This window comes from Actinacidiphila epipremni (genome assembly GCF_012034175.1).
GTDB classification, from domain to species: domain Bacteria; phylum Actinomycetota; class Actinomycetes; order Streptomycetales; family Streptomycetaceae; genus Actinacidiphila; species Actinacidiphila epipremni.
Genome location: NZ_JAATEJ010000010.1, coordinates 105,409 through 126,026, shown reverse-complemented (window position 1 = coordinate 126,026; position 20,618 = coordinate 105,409). Strand labels below are relative to the sequence as shown.

Annotated in this window: 17 protein-coding genes and 1 pseudogene; 8 read left to right on the top strand and 10 right to left on the bottom strand. The window is 74.7% G+C overall.

Features of this window, described 5'->3' with window-relative positions; translation table 11 throughout:
- Window positions 1–48 precede the first annotated feature (48 nt).
- Window positions 49–720 (top strand): biliverdin-producing heme oxygenase, encoded by a 672-nt coding sequence (locus HCN08_RS15060; protein WP_167983565.1) that lies wholly within the window; start codon window positions 49–51, stop codon window positions 718–720.
- A 73-nt stretch (window positions 721–793) separates the two neighbouring features.
- Here the strand turns inward: HCN08_RS15060 and HCN08_RS15055 are convergent, their stop codons facing one another.
- Both HCN08_RS15055 and HCN08_RS15050 read right to left on the bottom strand, forming a co-directional pair.
- The gene (locus HCN08_RS15055; RefSeq protein WP_167983564.1) at window positions 794–2,260 is read right to left on the bottom strand and encodes an HtaA domain-containing protein; all 1,467 of its coding nucleotides are present in this window, start codon (window positions 2,258–2,260) and stop codon (window positions 794–796) included.
- 55 nt (window positions 2,261–2,315) lie between these two features.
- The gene (locus HCN08_RS15050) at window positions 2,316–3,797 is read right to left on the bottom strand and encodes an HtaA domain-containing protein (RefSeq protein ID WP_167983563.1); all 1,482 of its coding nucleotides are present in this window, start codon (window positions 3,795–3,797) and stop codon (window positions 2,316–2,318) included.
- A gap of 97 nt (window positions 3,798–3,894) precedes the next feature.
- Between HCN08_RS15050 and HCN08_RS15045 the strand changes: the two genes are divergently transcribed.
- The 5 genes and pseudogenes from HCN08_RS15045 to npdG all read left to right on the top strand — a co-directional run bounded on the left by HCN08_RS15045 (window position 3,895) and on the right by npdG (window position 9,050).
- A complete protein-coding gene (locus tag HCN08_RS15045) occupies window positions 3,895–4,959 on the top strand; it encodes a heme/hemin ABC transporter substrate-binding protein (RefSeq protein WP_407648774.1) in 1,065 nt (354 codons plus the stop codon).
- A 308-nt stretch (window positions 4,960–5,267) separates the two neighbouring features.
- Complete coding sequence (locus HCN08_RS15040; protein ID WP_167983561.1) at window positions 5,268–6,392, top strand: FecCD family ABC transporter permease; 1,125 nt, start codon at window positions 5,268–5,270, stop codon at window positions 6,390–6,392.
- Window positions 6,389–7,234, top strand: a complete 846-nt coding sequence (locus tag HCN08_RS15035; RefSeq protein WP_167983560.1) for a heme ABC transporter ATP-binding protein — start codon at window positions 6,389–6,391, stop codon at window positions 7,232–7,234. The genes HCN08_RS15040 and HCN08_RS15035 overlap by 4 nt, the downstream gene beginning before the upstream one ends.
- Window positions 7,235–7,339: 105 nt before the next feature.
- Window positions 7,340–8,245, top strand: a pseudogene (gene ddaH, locus HCN08_RS15030) (dimethylargininase); the annotation flags it as partial.
- Window positions 8,246–8,324: 79 nt separating this feature from the next.
- Window positions 8,325–9,050 (top strand): NADPH-dependent F420 reductase, encoded by a 726-nt coding sequence (npdG, locus tag HCN08_RS15025; protein WP_167983559.1) that lies wholly within the window; start codon window positions 8,325–8,327, stop codon window positions 9,048–9,050.
- A 24-nt stretch (window positions 9,051–9,074) separates the two neighbouring features.
- Here npdG and HCN08_RS15020 read toward each other — a convergent pair whose 3' ends face one another.
- The gene (locus tag HCN08_RS15020) at window positions 9,075–9,674 is read right to left on the bottom strand and encodes a MarR family winged helix-turn-helix transcriptional regulator (protein WP_167983558.1); all 600 of its coding nucleotides are present in this window, start codon (window positions 9,672–9,674) and stop codon (window positions 9,075–9,077) included.
- On the bottom strand, window positions 9,671–11,404 hold the full coding sequence (locus tag HCN08_RS15015) for an FUSC family protein (RefSeq protein ID WP_167983557.1): 1,734 nt from the start codon (window positions 11,402–11,404) through the stop codon (window positions 9,671–9,673). Before HCN08_RS15015 ends, HCN08_RS15020 begins: the two co-directional genes overlap by 4 nt.
- Window positions 11,405–11,571: 167 nt before the next feature.
- On the opposite strand from HCN08_RS15015, the gene HCN08_RS15010 reads away from it, so the two are divergent.
- Window positions 11,572–11,775, top strand: a complete 204-nt coding sequence (locus HCN08_RS15010; protein WP_167983556.1) for a hypothetical protein — start codon at window positions 11,572–11,574, stop codon at window positions 11,773–11,775.
- An 18-nt stretch (window positions 11,776–11,793) separates the two neighbouring features.
- Here the strand turns inward: HCN08_RS15010 and HCN08_RS15005 are convergent, their stop codons facing one another.
- The gene (locus HCN08_RS15005) at window positions 11,794–12,591 is read right to left on the bottom strand and encodes a site-2 protease family protein (RefSeq protein ID WP_167983555.1); all 798 of its coding nucleotides are present in this window, start codon (window positions 12,589–12,591) and stop codon (window positions 11,794–11,796) included.
- Between the two features lie 121 nt (window positions 12,592–12,712).
- Here HCN08_RS15005 and HCN08_RS15000 point away from each other — a divergent pair, with 121 nt between their 5' ends.
- Entirely contained in the window at window positions 12,713–16,225 is a 3,513-nt protein-coding gene (locus HCN08_RS15000) for an ATP-binding protein (protein WP_167983554.1), read from the top strand.
- 53 nt (window positions 16,226–16,278) lie between these two features.
- On the opposite strand, the gene HCN08_RS14995 is transcribed toward HCN08_RS15000, so the two are convergent.
- The 5 genes from HCN08_RS14995 to panB all read right to left on the bottom strand — a co-directional run bounded on the left by HCN08_RS14995 (window position 16,279) and on the right by panB (window position 20,618).
- Window positions 16,279–17,112 carry an ABC transporter permease gene (locus tag HCN08_RS14995; protein ID WP_167983553.1) on the bottom strand — a complete coding sequence of 278 codons (834 nt, stop codon included), beginning with the start codon at window positions 17,110–17,112 and terminating at the stop codon, window positions 16,279–16,281.
- Window positions 17,109–18,158, bottom strand: coding sequence for an ATP-binding cassette domain-containing protein (locus HCN08_RS14990; RefSeq protein WP_167983552.1), 1,050 nt, complete (start codon window positions 18,156–18,158; stop codon window positions 17,109–17,111). Before HCN08_RS14990 ends, HCN08_RS14995 begins: the two co-directional genes overlap by 4 nt.
- A 118-nt stretch (window positions 18,159–18,276) precedes the next feature.
- The gene (locus HCN08_RS14985) at window positions 18,277–18,960 is read right to left on the bottom strand and encodes an anti-sigma factor family protein (protein ID WP_167983551.1); all 684 of its coding nucleotides are present in this window, start codon (window positions 18,958–18,960) and stop codon (window positions 18,277–18,279) included.
- Window positions 18,957–19,448: a sigma-70 family RNA polymerase sigma factor gene (locus HCN08_RS14980; protein WP_240970114.1), complete on the bottom strand. Its 492-nt coding sequence runs from the start codon at window positions 19,446–19,448 to the stop codon at window positions 18,957–18,959. Before HCN08_RS14980 ends, HCN08_RS14985 begins: the two co-directional genes overlap by 4 nt.
- 279 nt (window positions 19,449–19,727) lie before the next feature.
- Complete coding sequence (panB, locus tag HCN08_RS14975; RefSeq protein WP_167983549.1) at window positions 19,728–20,618, bottom strand: 3-methyl-2-oxobutanoate hydroxymethyltransferase; 891 nt, start codon at window positions 20,616–20,618, stop codon at window positions 19,728–19,730.

Below are 20,618 nucleotides of genomic sequence, written 5' to 3'. Positions count from 1 at the left end.
GAGCTGCCGGCACCGCACGGGCCGCCGGCAGGAAACCGGAGGATTCCCATGTCAGCGCCCATGCCGCAGACCGCCCCGCCCTTCTCCGCCGTGATCCGCGACGCGAGCCGGCAGCAGCACACCGAGGCGGAGAACTCGCGCTTCATGTCCGACCTCCTCGGCGGCCGGCTCGGCGTGACCGCCTACGCCCGGCTCACCGAGCAGCTGTGGTACGTCTACCGGGCCCTGGAGGACGCCGCCGACACCCTCGCGGGCGACCCGGTCGCCGGCCCCTTCCTGCGCCCGGAACTGCGCAGGGTCCCCTCGCTCGAACGCGACCTGGAGCATCTGCTCGGCGACGGCTGGCGGCAGCGCGCCTCCCCGCTGCCGGCCACCGCCCGGTACGCGGCCCGTATCACCCGCGCGGCCGAGGAGTGGCCGGCCGGCTACGTCGCCCACCACTACACCCGCTACCTCGGCGACCTGTCCGGCGGCCAGGTCATCCGGGGCATCGCCGAGAAGGCGTGGGACCTGCCGCACAAGGGCGACGGCGTCCGCTTCTACGTCTTCGAGGCCATCGGCAACCCGGCCGCCTTCAAGCGCGAGTACCGCGAGCTGCTCGACGCCCTGCCCGTGGGCGAACTGGAGCGCCAGCGCGTGGTGGAGGAGTGCCGGCAGGCCTTCCGGCTCAACAGCGAGCTGTTCGCCGAGCTGGGCGAGGTCTTCCCGCGCAGCGCCTGACCGGGCCGGCGACGGCGCCGGGCGGACCGCAGCGGTCCGCCCGGCGCCGTCCGTGCCGGACCCGGCCGCTACGTCACACCCGGCGCCGGCGCGCGGCCGTCACGGTGACCGCGGCGCCGGCGACGACCAGCGCGCCCGCGGCCCCGAGCAGCGCGCCGGACGGCATGCCCGCACCGGTCTCCGCGAGCTGCGCGCCCGTACCGCCGACGCTCCCCGCGTCACCGCCGGCCGTACCCGCCCCGCCCGTGGACGTCCCCCCGGCGCCCGCGGAGCCGCCCGACGTGCCGCCCGTACCGGCCGGCGGCGTGGGCAGCCCGGCGTCACCGCTCAGCGACACCGCGAGCGTGACCGGGTCGAGCGCGGCGCCGGCCTCGTAGAAGCCGGAGAAGACCTTCGCGCCGTCCGAGGTGAGCTTCGCGCCCGCGGCGTCCACCGTCACCACCGACCCCTTCTGCGCCGGTGCGACGCCGCTGAGCGCCGCGACGGCCAGGTCGTCGTAGTCGGTGGTCTTCCCGCTGGCCAGGTCCTTGCTGGACACGTCGGCGGTCAGCGTGCCGGTCGCGCCCTCGGTGTGCACCTTCAGGTCCGACAGCTCCAGGTCCAGCGCGTACGAGCCCTGCTGGAGGTGGCCGAGGAAGTGCACCCCGCCGGCGAAGGACGCGTCGAGCTCCTTCCCGTCCGCCGTCCAGGTGCCGGTGCCCTTGGGGAAGCGGTAGCCGGCCGCGGTGGCGGTGGCCCCGCCCGTCAGCTCCACCTTGCCCGCCGCGATCGGCCCGGTGACGTACGTACGGAAGGACTCCTTGACGCCCCAGTCCAGGTTGCCGTCCACGAGGGACGCGGGGCCCGCGGGCGTCCCCGGCGCGGTCGTGGGGGGCGTCGTCACCGGCGTGGTGGGCGGCGTGGTCGGGGGCATCGTCGGCGGCGTGGTCGGCGCGCCGGCCGTCACGGACAGGTCGGCCGGGTCCAGCACCGTCCCCTCCGCGTACATCCCGTTGAAGGCCTGCGCGCCCGCCGCCGTCAGCTTCGCCGGTATCCCGTCGAAGGTCATCGCCCCGTCCGCGCCCCCGCCCGGCCGCACCGACGACAGGTCCAGCGTGGCGAACTCCACGTCGTCGCTCGTGCTGCCGCCCGCCGTCACATCGGCGCTCAGCGTCCCGGAGGTGCCCTGCGTGCTCACCTTGAGGTCCGCGAGCGTGATGTCGAAGCCGTGCGCGGTCGAGGCGAACTCCACACTGCCCCGGAAGCCCACCGTCACCGCGTGCGTCGAGGTGTCGTACGAGCCGGTGCCGGCGCCGAACCGGAAGGTGCCGTCGCTGTTGGTGGTGGCGCCGCCCGCGGTGGTGATGGTGCCCTGCGCGATCCCGGTCACGTACGACCGGAACGACTGCTTCACCCCCCAGTCGAAGGTGCCGCCGGTGATCGGCACGGTCGCCGGCCCGGCGGCGGACGCGAGCGCGGGCAACCCGAGCGCGACGCCGCCCGCGGCGAGCACGACGGAGGTCGCCAGCGCGATTCTGCGGGTGTGGGTACGGGGGGTCATGGGTGGTTCTCTCCTGTAAGGGATCGGAAGGTACGGCAGGGAAGGCGCCGCGGCGTCAGTCGCCGTGCGGCGCACCGGAGTCGCGGTCGTCGCCGGCGGACGGGGCGCCCCCGGCAGGTGCATGCCGGCGCCGGCGTACGGACCACACGGTGGCCAGAGCGGCGACCAGGACGGCGCAGCCGGCGGCGACCGCGACGGTGACCCCCGACGACCCGCCGCTGCGGGACGACGCGACCGGCTGCGGGCGGGCCGTCGGGGGAGTCGGGGGAGTGCCAGACGGAGGGGGAGTGGTGACGGGCGCCGAGCCGATGTCGGGCAGGGCGGGCAGCGTCGCCGCCGGGTCGAGGGCGATCGACAGCGTGAGCGGGTCCATCGCGGTGCCCGCGGTGTAGAGCCCGCCGAACGCGCCGGCGCCCTGCGCGGTCAGCGTGGCCGGCGCCTCCCGCACGCTCAGCAGCCCGTCCTTCGGGGCGAGTTGGGCCGGGAAGGTCACGAAGGGCCGGCCGTTCGCGTACAGCGTGCCCTTGCCGCCCGCCACGGTGACCCGCACCCCGCCGATCGTCAGGTCCAGCCCGTACGCACCGTCCGCGCCCTTCATGCCCAGGAAGCGCACGCTGCCGGAGAACCGGGCGTCCAGGGTGTGCCGCGCGGCGTCGTACGTGCCCGTGCCCGCCCCGAACCGGAAGAGCGCGCCGCCCTCCTTCGCCCCGCCGGCCAGTTGCCAACTGCCCTGCGCGATATCGCCGGTGACGTACTCGCGGAAGGTCCGCCGCACGCCCCAGTCGACGGCGCCGTCCGCGAAGTGGCCCGGCGCCTGCGGGGTGGCCGAAGGCGACGGCTTCACCGACCGGGTCACCGCCGGCTTCGGGTGCAGGTCCACCGACAGGCTGACCGGATCGAGGACCGTCCCGGCGGTGTAGTAGCCCGCGAACGCCCGGGCGCCCTGCGAGGTGAGCGTCGCCGGCACATTGCTCAGCGTGAGCCGCGCCCCGGTCACCCCGCGGGTGTCCACCCCGCCCAACGCCAGCTTGGCCAGCGGCACTTGACGCGACGTGGTGACCTTGCCGGTGTCCTTGTCCTTGCTGCTCATGTCGGCGTAGAGCGTCCCGCCGCGGCCGGAAATCCGTACCGAGGGCCGGGAGATGGCGAGGTCCAGCTGGTAGACCCCGTTGCTCTGCCGGTGCCCGAGGAAGTGCACCCCGCCGGTGAACGCGGCACTCAGCGCCCCGGACCCGGCGTCGTACGACCCCTGCGCCGAGGGGAACCGGAACTGCTCGCTCCCCACGGTGTCGGCCCCGCCCGTCAGGCTCCAACTGCCCTGCGCGATGGGCCCGGTGACATAGCTCTGGAAGGACGCCTTGATCCCCCAGTCCAGCCGCCCCCCGCTCACCACCGCGGGCCCGGCGGCGTCCGCGACCGGCACGACGAGCCCGCCGAGCAGCACGGCGCCGGCCACGCCGACCCACCAGCGCCGCACACGGCGGAAACCCCGCGCTCTGGGCGCGATCTGCGCGCGGGCATGGCGAAGCGACGGCATCGGAACCCCTCCGGGCTGGGCATTTTAGGTAAGGCTAACCTAAGCTATGCGGGCAACGGTGGGAACCACCCACACCCAGCGAAAGGCGGGCGCGGCAGTGCGAAGGTCTTGGGCCCAGGGCCCCCGAGGGAGCAGACGGCCGGCGGACCGTACGCGCAGGGCGCCGAGGCGCGGTCGGCCGGCGGTGACAGCCGCCGCCACGGCCCTGCTGCTCGCCCTCACCGCATGCGGCGGCTCGGGAACACACACCTCAGCCACCGGAACAAGCACCGGCGCAGCCACCCCCGCCGACACGATCGAACCGCTCCCCACCCCCACGCCGACCCTCCCCACCACGGTGAAGTCGGCGGACGGCCGCGAGGTCACCGTCGCGAGCGACGACCGGATCGTGCCGCTCACCGGCGGCCTGTCCGAGATCGTCTTCACGCTCGGCCTCGGCGCGCACGTCGTCGCCCGCGACATCACCGCGACCTTCCCGCAGGCGGCCAAGCTCCCGCTCATCACCCGCGCGCACGACGTGTCGGCCGAAGGGGTCCTCTCCCTGCACCCCACGCTCGTACTGGCCGAGCCGACGACCGGCCCGGCCGAGGCGATCGCCCAGATCCGCCAGGCGGGCGTCCCGCTGCTGATCCTCCCGGCGGCCACCTCACTCGAAGAGGTCGGCCCCCGCATCACCGCCGTCGCCGCCGCCCTCGGCGTCCCCACCGCGGGCACCCAACTGCGCACCCGCACCGAGCAACGCATCGCCGCGGTACGCGACTCCGTCCCCGCCACCGCCGACAAGCCCCGCGTGGCGTTCCTCTACCTGCGCGGCACGGCCTCCGTCTACCTCATCGGCGGTCGCGGCTCCGGCGCCGACTCCCTCATCGCCGCCGCCGGCGGCATCGACGCGGGCGTCGCCTCCGGCCTGACCAAGGACTTCACCCCCATCACCAGCGAGGCCCTCGTCAAGGCCGCCCCCGACGTCATCCTCGTCATGACCAAGGGCCTCGAATCCGTCGGCGGCATCCCCGGCCTCGAAAAAGTCCCCGGCGTCGCCCAAACCCCCGCCGGCCTCGACCACCGCGTCATCGCCATCGACGACGGCACCCTCCTCAACTTCGGCCCCCGCACCGCCACGGTCCTCCACACCCTCACCACCGCCCTCCACAAGACCTCATGACCTCAACAGAAGCCCCCACCGGCGAAGAGCCGCCCACGGACAGCACCGGAAACCCGCCAACGGACAGCGGGAGGGCCCGATCCGCCCCACCCACCCCCACCCCCGCCAACGGAAAGCCGCCGACGGACGGCCGATCCGCCCCACCCACCCCAGCCCCCACCGGCGAAGAGCCGCCAACGGACAGCGGGAGGGCCCGCTCGACCCCACCCACCCCAGCCCCCGTCAGCGGAAAGCCGCCAACGGAGAGCGGGCGGGGTCGATTCGGGGGGTGCCCCCGCAGGACTGCGCACGACAAGGGGTCACCGGACATGCAGCGAGGTCAATGTGCGCAGTCCGAGGAGGTGCCCCCCGGAGCGGCCCCGACCACCCCACCCCCAGCCGGCGCCACCCGAAGCCGCACCCACACACTCACCCGAAAAACCCTGCTCACCCTCGCCCTCACCGCCACCCTCCTCGCCATAACCCTCGCCTCCACCACCACCGGCGCCTACCACATCCCCGCCCCCGACATCCTCGCCTCCACCGCCCACCGAGCCCACCTCGGCGGCCACCCCCTCCCCCGCGTCCCCGAATCCGTCCTGTGGGACGTCCGCCTCCCCCGCCTCACCCTCGCCCTCCTCGTCGGCGCCTCCCTCGGCTGCGCCGGCGCCCTGATGCAGGGCGTCTTCGGCAACCCCCTCGCCGAACCCGGCGTCATCGGCATCTCCTCCGGCGCCGCCGTCGGCGCCGTCGGCTCCATCGCCCTCGGCCTGACCTTCGCCGGCACCTGGACGGTCACCGTGTGCGCCTTCGCCGCCGGCCTGCTCACCGTCCTCCTCGTCTACGGCCTGTCCCGCTCCGCAGGCCGCACCGAAGTCGTCACCCTCGTCCTCACCGGCATCGCCGTAAACGCCTTCTGCGGTGCCCTCATCGGCCTGTGCGTCTTCTACGCCGACAACTCCCAGCTCACCCAGATCACCTTCTGGCAGCTCGGCTCCCTCGCCCAGGCCACCTGGCCCAAGGTCCTCGCCGTCCTGCCGTGCGCCGCCGCCGGCCTGCTCGCCGCGCCCTTCTTCGCCCGCCGCCTGGACCTCCTCGCGCTCGGCGAACGCCAGGCCGGCCACCTCGGCGTGGACGTCGAACGCATGCGGCTGACCCTGGTGTGCGTCGTGGCGCTGCTCACCGCCGCGGCCGTCGCCGTCGCCGGCATCGTCGCGTTCGTCGGCCTGGTCGTACCGCATCTGCTGCGCATGGCCGCGGGGCCGGGCCACCGCTTCCTCGTCCCGGGCAGCGCCCTCGGCGGCGCGCTCGTGCTGGCCGCCGCGGATCTCGGCGCCCGCACCCTCGCGGTGCCGGCCGAACTGCCCCTCGGCGTCATCACCGCCCTGCTCGGCAGCCCCTTCTTCTTCTGGCTGCTGCGCAGGACCCGCGCCCGCCAAGGAGGTTGGGCATGAGCCTGCTGCCCGCCGCCCTGCGCCGCGACCGCACGGCCCCGCCGCCACCGCCCCGCCCCGGCGAAGTCCTCGCCCGGGCAAGGGAATTGACCGTACGGCTCGGCCCCCGCCCGGTCCTGCACGACGTGGACCTCGACGTCACCGCCGGCCACGTCCTCGCCCTCGTCGGCCCGAACGGCGCGGGGAAGTCCACCCTGTTGGGCGCGCTCGCCGGCGACGTACCGGCCGAGAGCGGCGGGATCGCTCTCGCCGGCGCACCCCTCACCACCTGGACCCCGCGCCAACTGGCCATGCGCCGGGCGGTGTTGCCGCAGTCCGCCCCGCTCGCCTTCCCCTTCACCGCCGGCGACGTCGTACGGATGGGCCGCGCGCCGTGGGCGGGCACACCGCTCGCCGACGAGGACGACGCGGCGGTCGCCGAGGCCATGGCGGTCACCGAGACCACCGGCTTCGCGGACCGCCCGTACCCCGCCCTCTCCGGCGGCGAGCGCGCCCGGGTCGCGCTGGCCCGCGTACTGGCCCAGCGTGCGGCGCTGCTGCTGCTCGACGAGCCGACGGCGGCGCTGGACCTGCACCACCAGGAGCTGGTGCTGCGGGTGTGCCGCGAGCAGGCCGCCGCGGGGAAGGCGATCGTGATCGTGCTGCACGACCTGGGCCTGGCCGCCGCGCACGCGGACCGCGTCGCCGTCCTCGCGGCGGGCCGCCGCACCGCGTACGGCGCACCCGCCGACGTGCTGACGGCCGACCTGCTCAGCGAGGTCTACCGGCACCCCGTGGAGGTGCTGCCGCACCCGCGCACCGGCCACCCCCTCATTCACCCGCTCCGGGACCCCACTCCGTAAGCGCACCCCGCACAACCCCACCCCGTGAGCGCCACCGCGTAAAAGCACCCCCGCGACGGAGCACGCGCGCGCAGCAACGAAAAGGGCGCCGCCCGCGCGAAACGAGCGCACAATCCTGCCAGGGGCGCGGGCCCACCCCGCCCGCCCCCGCAAACGGACGCCCATCACCCCGAGGAGCCCGCATTGCGCCACGCGACACCCCGCCGCTACCTGATGTGCCCACCCGCGCATTTCCGGGTCGCGTACTGCATCAACCCGTGGATGGACCCGCGCAAGCCGGTCGATCCGGCGATCGCCCTCTTCCAGTGGGAGGACCTGCGCGACCGCTACCGCGCCCTCGGCCACACCGTCGAGATCCTCGACCCCGAACCCGGCCTGCCGGACATGGTCTTCGCCGCGAACGGCGCCACCGTCGTCGACGGCCGGGTCCTCGGCGCGAAGTTCGCGAACCCCGAGCGGGCCGCCGAGGCCCCCGCGCACCTGGCGTGGTTCCGCGCCCGCGCGGTCGGCTTCGCCGACATACGCGAACCGGAGCACGTCAACGAGGCGGAGGGCGACTTCGCCGTCACCTCCTCCTGGCTGCTGGCCGGGCAGGGCTTCCGCAGCAGCCCGCTCGCGCACGACGAGGCGCAGGAGTTCTTCGGCCGCCCGGTGATCAGCCTGGAGCTCACCGACCCGCGCTACTACCACCTCGACACCGCGCTCGCCGTCCTGGACGACGCGGCCGACGAGATCATGTACTACCCCGGCGCCTTCTCGCCGGGCTCCCGCCAGGTGCTCGCCCGGCTCTTCCCGGACGCGCTGCTCGCGACGGCCGAGGACGCGGCGGTCTTCGGCCTGAACGCCGTGAGCGACGGCCTGCACGTCCTGCTGCCGCGCGAGGCGGCCGGCCTGGCGGCGGCGCTGCGCGAGCGCGGGTACGAGCCGTTGGGCGTCGACATGACGGAGTTCCACAAGGCGGGCGGCAGCGTGAAGTGCTGCACGATGGAGCTCAGGCCCCCGGCGGCCTGAGGACGCGGGGCCGCGCGGCGCGGCGGGCACCCCGGGGCCCGGCGCGCCGCACGGCACCGCACCTGGCAGGATCGCGGTCATGACGAACGCTGACTCCACCGACGCCACCAAGTCCGCCCCGGCGAAGGCCCCCGCGAAGGACCCCTGGGCGCTGCCCGACGTCTCCGACCTGGTCGTCGGGGTGCTCGGCGGCACCGGCGACCAGGGCCGGGGCCTGGCCTACCGGCTGGCCAGGGCCGGCCAGCGGGTGGTCATCGGCTCCCGCAGCGCGGACCGCGCCGAGGCCGCGGCGGCCGAGCTCGGCCACGGCGTGGCGGGCGCGGACAACGCCGAGTGCGCCCGGCGCAGCGACGTGGTGATCGTCGCCGTGCCCTGGGAGGGCCACGCCAAGACCCTGGAGTCGCTGCGCGCCGAGCTGGCCGGCAAGCTCGTGGTGGACTGCGTCAACCCGCTCGGCTTCGACAAGCAGGGCGCGTACGCCCTCACGCCCGACGAGGGCAGCGCCGCCCAGCAGGCCGCCGCGCTGCTGCCCGACTCGCGGGTCGCGGCGGCCTTCCACCACCTCTCGGCGGTGCTGCTGCAGAACCCGGAGGTCGAGCAGATCGACACCGACGTGATGGTCCTCGGCGACTCGCGCGCCGACACCGACATCGTCCAGGCGCTGGCCGCCCGCATCCCCGGCATGCGCGGCGTCTTCGCCGGCCGGCTGCGCAACGCCCACCAGGTCGAGTCGCTGGTGGCCAACCTCATCTCCGTCAACCGCCGCTACAAGGCCCACGCGGGCCTGCGCCTGACCGACGTGTGAGGGCCGGGTGACCGGCGTGTGAGGTCAGCCGCGCGGCAGGCCGAGCCGGCCCTCCAGCTGGACGAGCAGCTCGCCCAGCAGGCGGGCCAGGTCGTCCCGGCGGCCGGCCTCGACCCCGGACAGGACCGCGGCCTCGTACGACAGCTGCTCGGGCAGCAGCGCGTCGACGAGGGCGCGGCCGGCGTCGGTGAGCCGCACGAGGACGACCCGGCGGTCGCGCGTGTCGGCCCGCCGCTCGACGAGGCCGCGCTCGCCGAGCTGCTTGAGCCGCTTGGTCACCGCCGCGCCGGAGGAGAACGTCTCGCGGGCGAGCTCGCCCGGCGTCAGCTCGTGCCCGGTGCGGCGCAGCGTCCCGAGCACGTCGAACTCCGCGCGGTTGAGCCCGGCGTGCCGCAGCGGCGCGTCCTCGGCCTGCTGGAGCAGCGCGGCACACCGGTTGATCCGCCCGATGATCTCCATCGGCCCGGTGTCGACGTCCGGCCGCACGGCGTACCACTGCCGTACGACCCCGGCGACGATGTCGTCCCCGGCGGCCCGCCCGCCCGCCGGCGCCGCGGGCGGCGGGGCCCCGCCGCCCGCGCCCCCGGGGCCGTCGTCCGGGTCCGCCGCGTTCGCCGCCGTCATACGTGTACGCCCTCCGCAGGAGGCGGCGCCTGCCGCCGTATCGCCACCGCGAGCGTACGGTGCCCGGTCCGCTCGGCGTGCAGCACCCGCTCGGCGGGGACGGCCCGCTGCCACCACTCGCCGGCGGCGGTGTCGGCCGCCGCGCGCAGGTCGACGAGCGCGCCGGTGAGGGCGCGGTGCGCGGCGGTGAGCGCGCCGGGGTCGGGCTCGGCGGCGCTGAGCAGCCCGTCGGAGCGCTCGCGGGCCCGGTGGACCGCGGCGAGCGCGTGCTCGATACGGTCGCCGGCCCGCCGGTTGGTGACGGCGATGGCCGCGGCGAAGCCGACGAGCGCGCCCACGAGCGTGTCCAGCACCCGGTCGGCCATCAGCGCGCCGGGCTCCTGGTGGCGGGCGAAGTCGCTGATGAGCAGCGCCATGGGTGTCACGCACACGCTGCCGAGCCAGTAGTTGCGGGTGATCAGGGCCTCCGCGCCGAAGTTCAGCGCGACGCAGCACAGCACGAGCGCCCACGGGCTCAGCTGAGTGAGCGGCGCGAGGGCGGCGAACAGGACGACGCCGAGCAGGTTGCCGACGACGCGCTGCACCCCGCGGCTCCAGGTGAGCGTGACGTTCGCCTGGTAGAGCGACGCGGCGGTGACCAGCGCCCAGTACGGCCGCCCCACCCCGAGCGCGAGCGACCCGTACCCGGCGAGCGCGCACCCCACGCCGGTCCGCACCGCCAGCGGCCCGACCGCCCCGCACCGCGCCCGTACGGTACGGGCGAGGTCCCGCACCCGGGCCGGACCCGCGGGGCCGGCGGTGGGCCAGGCGGCGGACGCGCCGGCCGGCGTGCTCGCGCGCAGGGCCCGTACCGGCCCGACAGCGGCCGTCCCGCCCGCCGCCGGGAGCGGGCCGCTGCCCCGCAGGGCGTGCGCCCAGGCCCGCAGCAGCGCCGGGTCCGCGGCGCGCGGGGCGGCGAGCGCGGCCTCGGCGCGGGTGAGCAGCCGCTCCAGCGCGGGCCGGGCGGCCGAGCGGGGGCCGGACGCGGCGAGCGTCTGCCATGCGGTGTGCAGCGCCGCAGCCGCCGCCGCGCGGGCGTGCCCGCCCTCCGGACCGCCGGAGAAGCCGCCGGAGGGGTCGCCGGAAGCGCCGCCGGACGGGCTGCCGGAAGCGCCGCCGCAGGCGTACGCGTAGGCCGCCGCCGCCCGCAGGGCCGCCGCCGTGGCGCGGCGTTCCGGGCCGTGCGGGCGGAGCAGGCCCGGCGCCATGCCGACCGCCCAGGCCCACGCGCCGGCCAGCGCGGCGAGGCCCACGTGCGCGGGGACCTGCCACAGCTGCTGCGGGGCGAAAAGGCTCGCGGAGCTGACGAAGGCGAAGATCACATTGCCCGGCGGCCCGATCCTGCTCGCGTCGCACACCGCCTTCTGGCCCGCCGCGAGCAGCGCGCCCACCGTGACGAGCACCACCGCGCTGCCGGTCAGCGACGCCGTCACCAGCGCCGCCGCCAGGCCCGTGAGCATGCCGAGGACCACCCACGCCAGCACCCGCGCCCTGGCGGCGTACGGGCGGTTGTGGGCGTAGAGGGCGCACAGCGAGCCGGCCATCGTGTAGCCGGCCAGGTCCAGCCGGCCGAGCGCGACCAGCAGCAGGTTCGGCGGCGCGACGGAGGCGACGACGCTCAGCGCGGGCTTGAACCACGTCTGCGAGGGCCCGGCGAGCCGCAGCAGGCCGGTCAGCGGAAGCGGGAGCATACCTAAAATATTAACAGGTGTTTCACTCGTAAAAGATATGGCCGCCGCAGGCCCGCCGCCCGCGGTGGGGGAGAATGACCCGGTGGCAGCCGGCCCCGACCGCCGCGCCGCCCGCATGAAGCCGCCCGTACGAAGAAGAACCGCTTCAGGACAGGAGCCGTACGCCCATGCCCCGCCTCGCCGTCTACGCCCTCGTGGTGTGCGTGCTCGCCCTGGCCGCCGCCGTCGTGTCCTTCGTGAACGGCAACTGGCTCGGCATCGTGTGGGTGCTCCTGGCCGGCGCCGCCAGCAACATGTGGTGGTTCTACCGCCGCAAGGCCAAGCTCACCGCGGCAGCGGCCCCGTCCCCGGGTCACACCCCCGCGCGCTGAGAGACGCCCCGCAGAAGATCAGTTCTTGCCCATGCTGGTCCAGAACTTGAACAGCCAGTAGCCGCGCGCCGCCGCCTCCGGCGGCACGTCGAACCACGCCATCACGTGGTAGACGACGTCGAAGAACTTGTCGTTGACCGCCGGGATGTACAGCAGGCCGAACGTCGCGAAGATGCCGAACGGCGCGAAGGACTCCGCCTGCCGCCGGATGTTGTACGACAGCCACGGCTCCCAGATCCCGTAGCCGTCGAGGCCCGGGATCGGCAGCAGGTTCAGCAGCGCCGCGCTCACCTGGAGCAGCGCCAGGAAGGCCAGCGCGCACAGGAAGTCCACCGGCCAGTCGCCGAGCACGCCCATCGTGAACGGCACCATGAGCAGCACCGCGAACAGCACGTTCGTCAGCGGGCCCGCCGCCGAGATCAGGCTGTGCTTCCAGCGCCCGTGGATGCGGCCCCGCTCGATGAAGACCGCGCCGCCGGGCAGGCCGATGCCGCCCATGATCACGAAGATCACCGGCAGCACGATCGACAGCGCCGCGTTGGCGTACTTCAGCGGGTTGAGGGTCAGATAGCCCTTCGCGCCGATGCTGATGTCACCGCTGTGCAGGGCGGTGCGGGCGTGCGCGTACTCGTGCAGGCACAGCGAGACCACCCAGCCGGACACCACGAACAGGAAGACCGCGAAGCCCGGGTCGGAGGCGAAGCCCGTCCACAGCGCCCACCCGGACACGCCCATGACGGCGGCGATACCGAGGAAGACGGGGCTGACCCACCGCTCCTCGCCGCGGCGTGCCTGACGAAACGGGGTGACGCTCATGGCTTCCTCTTCCGGGTCCGGGGCGCCGGTCACCCCCTGTTGGCGTGCATCATTCCACGTCGCGCCGGTTCCGGGCGCCCGCCCGGCGCGGGAGCGGCGGGCCGTCCGCAAGAATGGGGGCGTGCGATACGGGATCCTCGGGGGCGCCGAGGCGTGGCGGGACGGCGGCGAGGCGGTGGGGCTGGCCGGCGGGCGGCTGCGCGCGCTGCTCACGGCGCTGGCGCTGCGCCCCGGGAGGGTCGTCCCGGCGGACGCGCTGATCGAGGACGTGTGGGACGGCGACCCGCCCGCGGGCGCCGCGGGCGCGCTGCAGGCGCTCGTCGGGCGGCTGCGCCGGGCCATCGGGCACGACGCGCTGGACTCGGTCGAGGGCGGCTACCGGCTGGTCGCCGAGCGGGACGACATCGACCTCTACCGCTTCGAACGGCTCGCCGACGAGGGCGCCCGGGCGCTCGCCGACGGCGACCCGGTCAAGGCGAGCGGCCTGCTGGCCGACGCGCTGGGCCTGTGGCGCGGCCCGGCGCTCGCCGACCTGCCCGACCCCGGCCCCACCGCCGTCCGCGCCGACGCGCTGCGCGACGACACCCGGCGGCAGCGGCTCGCCGCGGAGCTGGAACTGGGCCGGGCCGCGCACGTGCTGCCCGAGCTCGCCGAACTGGCCGCCGGCCACCCGCTGGACGAGCCGCTGCACGCCCTGCACATCCGCGCCCTGCGCGCGGCCGGCCGCACCGCCGACGCGCTCACCGCGTACGAGACGGTCCGGCGCGCGCTGGCCGAGGAGCTGGGCGCCGACCCGAGCCCGGAACTGCGGGCCCTGCACGCCGAGTTGCTCAACCCCGGACCGGAACAGGCCGCGCCGGTACGGCCGCCGGGCCCGCGCCCGCGGCGCCTCGCGCCCCGGCACGGCAACGCCCGCACCCGGCTCACCAGCTTCGTCGGCCGCGAGGCCGAGATCGCCGCGGTCGGCGCCGACCTGGGCCGCGCCCGGCTGGTGACGATCACCGGGCCCGGCGGCACCGGCAAGACCCGGCTGTCGCAGGAGGCCGGCGACCTGGTCGCCGACCGCTGGGCGGACGGCGTCTGGTACGCCGAACTCGCCCCGGTCAGCGACCCGCGCACCCTCCCCGAGGCGGTCATCAGCTCGCTCGGCCTGCGCGACACACAACTGCACGGCCTGACCAGCGAGGCCATGGCGGTGGAGAACAAGAACAAGGACCCGCTGCACCGCCTCGCCGACCACCTCGCCGGCCGTGAGCTGCTGCTCGTGCTCGACAACTGCGAGCATGTCATCGACGCCGCGGCGACCCTCGCCGAACGGCTGCTCGCCGACTGCCCGGGCGTCGCGGTGCTCGCCACCAGCCGCGAACCGCTGGGCGTACCGGGGGAGTTGGTCCGCCCACTGGACCCGCTGCCGGACCCGGTCGCGCTGCGGCTGCTGGCCGACCGCGGCGCCGCCGCCCGCCCCGGCTTCTCCGTCGACGACGACCCGGTGGCCTGCGCGGAGCTGTGCCACCGGCTCGACGGGCTGCCGCTGGCCATCGAGCTGGCCGCCGCCCGGCTGCGCAGCCTTTCGCCGCGCGGCCTCGCCGACCGGCTCGACGACCGCTTCCGGCTGCTGACCGGCGGCAGCCGCACCCTGCTGCCGCGCCAGCAGACGCTGCGCGCGGTCGTCGACTGGTCCTGGGACCTGCTGGACCCGGCCGAGCGCACCCTGCTGCGCCGGCTGGCGGTCTTCCGCGGCGGCTGGACGCTGGAGGCGGTCGAGGCGATCTGCGCCGACCCGGCCGCCGAGGACCCCGCGCCCCGGGCGCCGCACACCACCGAGCCGGGCACGGCCGGCCCGGACACCACCGAGCCGGGCACGGCCGCCCCGGGCACGGCTGCCCCTGCCGCCCCGCACACCGCCCGTATCCACCCCGCCGACGCCGCCCCGCTGCTCGCCTCCCTCGTCGACAAGTCCCTGGTCCTCGCCGAGTTCACCGCCGACGGCGAGCGCTACCGCATGCTGGAGACGATCTACGAATACTCCGCCGAGCGCCTCGGCCAGTCCGGCGAGCGGCCCGCGGTCGAACGCCGGCACCTCACGTACTTCCGCGAGTTCGCCCGCACCGCCAACCCGAAGCTGCGCCGCGCCGGCCAACTGGCCTGGTTCGAGCGGCTGGAGCGCGACCACGAGAACCTCCAGGCCGCGCTGCGCCGCGCGGTCGACCTGGGCGACGAGGACGAGGCGCTGCTGCTGGTGCTGTCGTGCACGTGGTTCTGGGAGGTGCGCAACTACGTCTCCGAGCGCCGCCACTGGCCGGCGCTGGTGGCCGCGATGGGCCCGGATCCCTTCCATGTGCCGCCGTACCTCGAACCGTTGGAGCACGGGCCGCTGGACGGCCGGCCGCCGCTCACCGAGGTCCAGCGCGTCGAGGCCCGCCGCTGGGTGCGGGTGGTGCAGATGTCGGCCGCCGAGGGCGACACCGAGTGGTGGAACGACCCCGGCATGGTGGAGCTCGGCCGGGCGATGCTGGCGAGCTACCCCTCGCACCTGCCGCAGTCGGCCCGCTTCCCCGGCATCCTGCGCCCCTACGCCGCCTTCCTCACCGGCGACTTCGACCAGCTGCGGGTCCTGGTCGACGAGACGGTGGAGTCCTGCCGGCGGCACCACCAGGACTGGGAGCTGGCGTTCTCGCTCCAGATGCGCGCCAAGGTCAACAACGACGTCACCGAGTACGTCCCCACCGCGGTCCGCGACATCGCCGAGAGCCGGCGGATCTTCGAACGGCTCGGCGACGAGTGGGGCATGGCCGAGACGCTGTCCGCCGAGGCCGAGGCGGCCGGCAACGCCGGGGACTGGGCGCACGCCGCGGAATGCTGCCGCAAGGGCATCGCGCTGGCCCGCAAGATCGGCTCGCACCAGCACGTCCCGGTGCTGACCGTGCGGCTCGGCGACGCGCTGATCAACGCCGGCGAGGTCGACCGCGGCATGGCCGCCCTGCACGAGGGCATCGAGGACGCGACGCGCTTCGGCGGCGACAGCGTCGGCGCGCACTTCTACGGCAAGATCCTGCTGTCGGCGGCCTACACCCACACCGGCCGGCCGCGGGACGCGCTGGAGCTGATCGAGGAGACGATCCGGGAGGGCGCCGAGGGCAGCGGCCAGCCCGGCTTCGTGCTCGGCATGCTGCTGGGCATCAAGGGCTATCTGGTCGGCATCCTCGGCGCCCCGCTCCAGGGCCTCGCGCTGATCGAGGAGGGCCAGGGCGTGCTCGGCGGCCACCCGCTGGCCAACGTCATCACCCCGCGGCTGGGCATCCTGCTGGCGCCCGGCGCGGCCGAACTGCTCTCGCTGCTCGCGGAGTCCGAGGTCAAGGCCGCGGCCAGGACCGCCGCCGCGCAGGGCACCGGCCCCGGGCCCCTCGACCCGGCCGGGCCCGCCGCCCGCCGGGCCCGGCGGGCAGCCGCCCTGGTCAACGCCTCGGACCGGCTGCGGCCCTCCGCGATGCCGCCCGCCGAGGTCAGATCGCTCCACCGCACCAAGGACCGGCTGCACCGGGTGCTCGGCGCGGACGGCTACCGGGCCGCGTACGCCGAAGGCGACGGCCTCACCCTCGGCGAGGCCGTCGCCCTGATGCGCGACGTCGACTGATCGTGCGTATGCGATCCCCGTGATCCCCGTGATCCCCGTGATCCGGCCGGGGATCAGGTCTTCTTGCGGAAGCGGGCCACCGCCAGCGGCGCGGTCACCACGGTGATGCCCACCGCCCAGGCCAGCGTCATCCACACCGAGTGGGCGACCGGGCCGCCGTTGATCAGGTTGCGGGCCGCGTCCGCGAGGTTGGACAGCGGGTTGACCTTCGTGAAGTTCTCCAGCCAGCCCGGCATCGTCGTCGGCTTGGCGAAGATCGAGCTGCCGAACTGCAGCGGCATCAGCACCAGCATCGCGACCCCCTGAACCGCCTGCGGCGTCCTCATGGTCAGTCCCAGCAGGATGAAGATCCACATCAGCGAGGCGCCGAACACCGCGGACAGCCCGATCGCGGCCAGCAGGTGCAGCACGTCGGTGTGGATGGTCAGACCCAGCGCGAAGCCCATGACCAGCAGGATCGCGGTGGCGATCATCATCCGGCCCAGCTCCACGACGATCTTGGCGATCAGCACCGAGGACCGCGCGATGGGCATCGTGCGGAACCGGTCCATGACCCCCTTCTTGAAGTCGTCGTTGATACCGGTGCCCACGGCCTGCGAGATGTTCATGCCCATCATCGCCATCAGGCCCGGCACCACGTAGTTGACGTAGTCGTGCTGGTGGCCCTTGCCGGACACCGCGCCGCCGAAGACGTACACGAACAGCAGGGTGAAGATCACCGGCATCAGCAGGGCGTCGAACATCGACTCCGGGTCCTGCTTGAGCTGGAGCAGATTGCGGCGGGAAAGGGCGCCGATGTGCCGCAGGTTGGCCCGCAGGCCGATCCGGCCCTCACCGGCCGCCGCGGCCTGCGCCGGCCGGTCGAGGGTGGCAGTGGCCGTGGTCATACCGTCACCTCTTGCTTGTCGTGGGCGGAGCCGGCGGCCGGGCCGTCAGCGGATGCGGAAGCCGAACCGTCCTGCGACTCGGCCTTCTTGCCGGTGATCGCCAGGAACACCTCGTCCAGGCTCGGCAGATGCGTCTCGATGTGCGCGATGCCGAAGCCGCGCGCGGCCAGCAGGCCGACCACCGAGGTCAGTTGGGCGTCGGTGAGGATCGGCACGGAGATCTGGCCGGCGGCGGTGTCGGTCTGCACCCCGCCCAGGCCGTCCAGCCCCGCGTCGCCGATCGCCGCGCCCATCGCGGCCAGTTGGGCCGGGTCGGACGGGCTGATCACCAGAGTCCGGCCGCCGACCTTCGCCTTGAGCTCGGCGACCCGGCCGTTGGCGACCACCCGGCCGCGGTCGATGACCGTCAGCTCGCTCGCCAACTGCTCGGCCTCCTCCATGTACTGCGTGGTCAGCAGCACGGTCGCGCCGTCGGCGACCATCCGCTGGACCTCCTCCCACACCTCGTTGCGGGTACGGGGGTCCAGGCCGGTCGTCGGCTCGTCGAGGTAGAGCACCTGCGGGTGGCCGATCATGCTCGCCGCCAGGTCCAGGCGGCGGCGCATGCCGCCCGAATACTGCATCGCCGGGCGCTTGGCGGCCTCCGTCAGCGAGAACCGCTCCAGCAGCGCGTCGGCCCTGGCCTTGGCGTCCCGGCTGGACAGGTCGAGCAGCCGGCCGATCATGTACAGGTTCTCCCGGCCGGAGAGCTTCTCGTCCACCGAGGCGTACTGCCCGGTCAGGCCGATCACCCGGCGCAGCTGCCGGGGCTGCTTCAGCACGTCGTAGCCGGCCACCACGGCCGTCCCGGCGTCCGGCCGGATCAGTGTGGACAGCACCCGCACCAGCGTGGTCTTGCCGGCGCCGTTGGGTCCGAGTACCCCCAGCACCGTGCCCTGTCGTACGTCCAGGTCGACGCCGTCGAGTGCCTTGGTCTGGCCGTAGTGCTTGACCAGCCCCCGTACCTCGACGGCGGACCCCTTCGTCGTGCTCAGTCGCGTCGTCATGCCCTCTACGGTGCCGGTCGCCCCTGACACGGCGCCGACATGGCGCCGACACGGCCTGCCGGCGGCCGTGTCGGCGCCGTGTCGGCGCGCTGACCTGCGGCGTCGTAAGCGGGCGGGTTTACGTCGGCACGTTCAGCAGCAGCGCGCCGGCGGCCGAGCGGACCTCGAAGTGGGTGATCTCGCCGGCGTGCAGTCCCGCGGCCCCGTGCACGGTCAGCGGGGCGGGCTGGCTGTCGGTGCCGTAGCCGTCCTGCGGGACCGACCAGGAGGCCACCGTCTGCTGGCTGCCGTCCGCGCCGAAGGCGATCAGGCTGCACGTCAGCGGCCCGTGCACCCCCATCAGGCGCAGGTCGACCACGCTGCCCCAGCCCTTGTCGGTCACGCCCACGACCGCCGAGACGCCCGTCGCCGGGTCCGAGGCGCGGTGCTGGTCGGTGCCGAAGTCCTGGGAGGCGACGGAGGAGTGGCCGCCGTCGCCGCTGGTGGCCACCACCGCGACCACCGGGCCGCCCACCACCAGCACCGCAGCCGCCGCGATCGCCACCAGCCGGCGCCGCCGGTAGGAGCGCCGCTCGCCGGCGACCTGCGCCAGCAGCCGGTCCAGCATCGCGTCGCCGCTGGGCATCTCGGCCAGCCCCAGGCCGTCCACCCGCAGCTCCTCCAGCACCGGCACGACCCCGCTGAGCTGGTCCAGCTCGTCCCCGCACAGCTCGCAGCCGGCCAGATGCGCCTCGAAGCGGGCCATCTCGTCGTCGTCCAGGGCGCCGAGCAGATAGGCGCCCACGTCCACATGCTCGTTCATGACGTCGTGACCCCCCGCTCCTCCAGCGCGTTCCGCAGCGCCCGCAGCGCGTAGAAGACCCGGGAGCGCACGGTGCCGGCCGGCAGCCCCAGCTCCGCGGCGGCCTCGTTGACCGTACGGCCGCGGAAATAGGTCTCGACGAGGGCCTCCCGGTGGGCGTCCGACAGGTCCTGGAGGGCGTCGGAGATCGTCATCAGGCGCAGCGAGCGCTCCATCTCGTCGCTCGCCGGCAGCTGCTCCAGCGCCGCGGGCGACGTCTCCGGCGGGCGCGCCTGCCGGCTGCGGTGCCCGTCGATCACCAGCCGCCGGGCGACCGTGACCAGCCAGGGCCGCAGCGAGCGCGCCTCCGGGTCGAGCTTGGACGCGCTCTTCCAGGCCCGCAGGAGGGTCTCCTGCACGATGTCCTCGGCCAGGAAGCGGTCGCCCGCCACGAGCCGCAGCACATACGCGTAGAGCGCGCCGGCGTGCTCCCGGTAGAGCGCCCGCATCAGCTCCTCCTCCGGAGCCTGGCCGGCGGGCCCCGAGGGTCCGAGCGGTGGTCCGTCCACGGGCGCATCCTGCCCTACCCGACGCTTCTGGTCGAGTTCGCCTGTCAGGTTCATGCGACGTCCCGTGTACCGGTGGCCGCCCCGGGATGGGGCGGCTCACCGGCTGGTACGGACGGGAGCTGCGGTTGTCTCAAAAGGCCCTGGCGTTTTCCGGCGAACCCGGAAGTTTCCGGACCTCATGTGACGGAAGTCACCGCAGCGGGCGTGCGGGCGGTGCGCTCAGTGGAAGGTGTGCTCCTCGGCGGGGAAGGAGCCGCCGACGACCTCCTCGGCGTACGCCTTGGCCGCGTCGCCCAGCGACCGCCGCAGGTCCAGGTACTGCTTGGTGAAGCGCGGCACCTTGCCGCCGGTCAGGCCCGCCATGTCCGTCCACACCAGCACCTGCGCGTCGGTGTCCGGGCCCGCCCCGATGCCGATCACCGGGATGTGCAGCGACCGCGTGACCTCCGCGGCGACCTCGGCCGGCACCAGCTCCAGCACCACCGCGAAGGCGCCCGCGTCCTGCGCGGCCTTCGCGTCCCGGATGAGCTGCTGCGCGGCCTCCTCGCCGCGGCCCTGCACCCGGTGCCCCAGGGTGTGGACCGACTGCGGGGTCAGGCCCAGGTGCGCCATGACCGGGATGCCGGCCTGCACGATCGTCTCGGTCTGCGCGAGCGACCGCTCGCCGCCCTCCAGCTTGACCGCGCCGACCCCGGCCTCCTTGACCAGCCGGGTCGCGCTGCGCAGCGCCTGCACGGCGCCCTCCTGATACGACCCGAAGGTCAGGTCGCCGACGACCAGCGCGCGCTTCGTGCCCCGCACTACCGCGGCGGCCAGCATCACCATGTGCTCCATCGTGACCGGCACGGTGCTGTCGAAGCCCAGGTGGCAGTTGCCCATCGAGTCCCCGACCAGCAGCACCGGGATCCCGGCCTCGTCGAAGACCGAGGCGGTCATCGCGTCGTACGCGGTGAGCATCGGCCACCGCTCCCCGCGCTCCTTGGCCAGCGCCAGGTCCCGTACGGTGACCCGCCGGGTGCTCGCCCCGCCGTACAGGGCCTTGGGATTGTCCGTGCCCGCGGGGGCTGCGCCGCCCCCGGCCTGCGCCTGGGCAGCAGAAAGTGACGTCAT